The following is a 3,659-nucleotide window of genomic DNA, read 5'->3' as shown; positions in this document are numbered from 1 at the left end:
CACCTCGCGCGCATCGGCGCGAACCTGTCCGTGCTGTCGGACGAGCAGGCTTCGTACATCGGCGTCGCGAAGGAAGGCCCGTTCAAGCCGAACCACTACCGCTACTGATCCGATGCGCCGCTGCCGCTTCCGGTGCTGCCGCATCGGGCGCTGCGCCGGCGAGTGCTGCCGCTGCGTCGGCCGCGCAATAACAAGGAGTCCGTTTCATGGCCAAGTTCTTTATCGATCGCCCGATCTTTGCGTGGGTGATCGCGATCGTGCTGATGCTGGCCGGCGTCGCATCGATCTTCAAGATGCCGATCGCGCAGTATCCGACGATCGCACCGCCGACGATCCAGATCCAGGCGAACTATCCGGGCGCTTCCGCGAAGACGGTGGAAGACACGGTGACACAGGTGATCGAGCAGCAGATGAGCGGTCTCGACAACTTCCTGTACATGTCGTCGACCAGCGACGATTCGGGTAACGCGACGATTACGCTGACCTTCGCGCCGGGCACCAATCCGGACGTCGCGCAGGTGCAGGTGCAGAACAAGCTGTCGCTCGCGACGCCGAACCTGCCGCAGGTCGTGCAGCAGCTCGGCATGCAGGTCACGAAGTCGAGCAGCAACTGGCTGATGTGGTTCGCGTTCAACTCCGAGGACGGCAGCATGTCGAAGGAGGACCTGACGAACTACGTGGCGTCGCACGTGCTCGATCCGCTCAGCCGGGTGAACGGCGTCGGCCAGACGCTGTTGCTCGGTTCGCAGTTCTCGATGCGGATCTGGCTCGACCCCGTCAAGCTGACCAACTACAGCCTTACGCCGACCGACGTGACGGCCGCGATCACGCAACAGAACGTGCAGATCGCGGGCGGCCAGATCGGCGGCACGCCGGCGAAGCCGGGCACCATGCTGCAGGCGACGATCACCGAATCGACGCTGCTGCGCACGCCCGAGCAGTTCGGCAACATTTTGCTGAAGGTCAACCAGGACGGTTCGCAGGTGCGCCTGAAGGACGTCGGTCGCGCGGCGCTCGGCTCCGAGAACTACACGTTCGACACGAAGTACATGGGGCAGCCGACGGCCGGCCTGGGCATCCAGCTCGCAACCGGCGCGAACGCGCTGGCAACCGCGAACGCGCTGCGGGCCAAGATCCAGGAACTGTCGAAGTATTTCCCGCACGGTCTCGTCGTCCACTATCCGTACGACACGACGCCGTTCGTGAAGCTGTCGATCGAGGAAGTGGTCAAGACGCTGCTCGAAGGCATCGTGCTCGTGTTCCTCGTGATGTACCTGTTCCTGCAGAACCTGCGGGCGACGATCATCCCGACGATCGCGGTGCCGGTCGTGCTGCTCGGTACGTTCGCGATCATGGGGCTCGCCGGCTTCTCGATCAACACGCTGTCGATGTTCGGCCTCGTGCTCGCGATCGGCCTGCTGGTCGACGATGCAATCGTGGTGGTCGAGAACGTCGAGCGGGTGATGGCGGAAGAGGGCCTGTCACCGAAGGAGGCGACCCGCAAGGCAATGGGCCAGATCACCGGCGCACTCGTCGGCGTGGCGCTCGTGCTGTCGGCGGTGTTCGTGCCGGTGGCGTTCTCCGGCGGGTCGGTCGGCGCGATCTATCGTCAGTTCTCGCTGACGATCGTGTCGGCGATGGTACTGTCGGTGCTCGTCGCGCTGATCCTGACGCCGGCACTGTGCGCGACGATCCTCAAGCCGATTCCGCAAGGGCATCACGAAGAGAAGAAGGGCTTCTTCGGCTGGTTCAACCGCACGTTCGATCGCAGCCGCGATCGCTATACGAGCGGTGTGAACCACGTGATCCGGCGCTCGGGCCGCTGGCTCGTGATCTACCTGGCCGTATTCATCGCGGTCGGCGTGATATTCGTGCGCCTGCCGAAGTCGTTCCTGCCGGATGAAGACCAGGGGTACATGTTCATGATCGTGCAGACGCCGTCCGGCTCCACGCAGGAAACGACCGGCAAGACGCTCGACAACATCAACACGTACCTGACCACCACCGAGAAGGATGTGGTCGACTCGGTGTTCACGGTCAACGGTTTCAGCTTCGCCGGCCGCGGCCAGAACGCCGGTCTCGTGTTCGTGAAGCTGAAACCGTACGAGCATCGTCAGCGTTCGGACCAGAAGGTGCAGGCACTGATCGGCCGGACCTTCGCGCACTACGCGCAGTACAAGGACGCGATGGTGATCCCGTTCAACCCGCCGTCGATTCCCGAACTCGGGACGGCCGCCGGCTTCGACTTCGAGCTGACGGACAACGCGGGTCTCGGCCACGAGGCGCTGATGGCCGCGCGCGGCCAGCTGCTCGGGATGGCCGCGAAGGATCCTTCATTGGCACTCGTGCGCCCGAACGGCCTGAACGACACGCCGCAGTACAAGGTCGACATCGATCGCGAGAAGGCGAATGCGCTTGGCGTGACGGCTGCTGCGATCGACCAGACGTTCTCGATCGCGTGGGCGTCGCAGTACGTGAACAACTTCCTCGATACGGATGGCCGGATCAAGAAAGTGTACGTGCAGTCGGACGCACCGTTCCGGATGACGCCGGAAGACATGAACATCTGGTACGTGCGCAACAGCGCGGGTGGCATGGTGCCGTTCAGCGCGTTCTCGACCGGTCACTGGAGCTACGGTTCGCCGAAGCTCGAGCGCTACAACGGCGTATCGTCGATCGAGATCCAGGGGCAGGCCGCAGAAGGCAAGTCGACCGGCCAGGCGATGGCGGCGATGGAAGCGCTTGCGAGCAAGCTGCCGGAAGGTATCGGCTATTCGTGGACGGGCCTGTCGTTCCAGGAAATCCAGTCGGGCTCGCAGGCGCCGATCCTGTATGCGATCTCGATCCTCGTCGTGTTCCTGTGTCTGGCAGCGCTGTATGAAAGCTGGTCGATCCCGTTCTCGGTGATCATGGTCGTGCCGCTCGGCGTGGTCGGCGCGCTGCTCGCGACGATGCTGCGCGGCCTCGAGAACGACGTGTTCTTCCAGGTCGGCCTGCTGACGACGGTGGGCCTGTCCGCGAAGAACGCGATCCTGATCGTCGAGTTCGCGCGCGAGTTGCAGGCGAACGGGAACATGGGGCCGGTGCGCGCGGCGATCGAGGCGGCACGCCTGCGGCTGCGTCCGATCCTGATGACGTCGCTCGCGTTCATGCTGGGCGTGCTGCCGCTTGCGATCAGCAACGGCGCGGGCTCGGCGAGCCAGCATGCGATCGGTACGGGCGTGATCGGCGGGATGATCACCGCGACGTTCCTCGCGATTTTCATGATCCCGATGTTCTTCGTGCGGGTTCGCGCGATCTTCAGCGGCGAGACGGAAAACGTCGACGACGCATGGCGTCTCGTGCAGGGCGACCTGCAGCGCGGTCACGACGACGCACACGATTCGAAGGGGCAGTAATGATGCAAAAACACGCTTTGACTGCAACCGCAGCCGCCCTGGCTGTCGCGTTGTTCGCCACGGGCTGCACGATGGCGCCGCATTACAAGCGGCCCGATGCACCTGTCGCGCAGGCGTACCCGGCCGGCGGCGTTTACGCGACGCAGCCGGGTGCGGCCGGCGCGCGCAGCGCGAACGGCCAGGCCGCGACCGCCATCGGCTGGCGCGAGTTCTTCGTCGATCCGCGCCTGCAGCGGCTGATCGAGATCGCGCTGAAAAACA

At 64.4% G+C, this 3,659-nt stretch carries 2 protein-coding genes and 1 pseudogene; all 3 read left to right on the top strand.

The window, feature by feature from the left end:
- On the top strand, window positions 1-108 hold a 108-nt coding region (locus G3N61_RS38245; RefSeq protein ID WP_205825023.1), incomplete at its 5' end, for an adenosylhomocysteinase.
- A gap of 98 nt (window positions 109-206) precedes the next feature.
- The gene (locus tag G3N61_RS38240; RefSeq protein ID WP_205825022.1) at window positions 207-3,398 is read left to right on the top strand and encodes an efflux RND transporter permease subunit; all 3,192 of its coding nucleotides are present in this window, start codon (window positions 207-209) and stop codon (window positions 3,396-3,398) included.
- A pseudogene (locus tag G3N61_RS38235) lies at window positions 3,398-3,659 on the top strand (multidrug transporter); the annotation flags it as partial. The gene G3N61_RS38240 and the pseudogene G3N61_RS38235, both read left to right, overlap by 1 nt.

The organism is Burkholderia sp. Ac-20349 (genome assembly GCF_017104865.1).
Taxonomy (GTDB): Bacteria; Pseudomonadota; Gammaproteobacteria; order Burkholderiales; family Burkholderiaceae; genus Burkholderia; species Burkholderia aenigmatica.
Note: the sequence above shows the minus strand (reverse complement) of the source record. Positions and strands in the feature narration are given on the sequence as shown.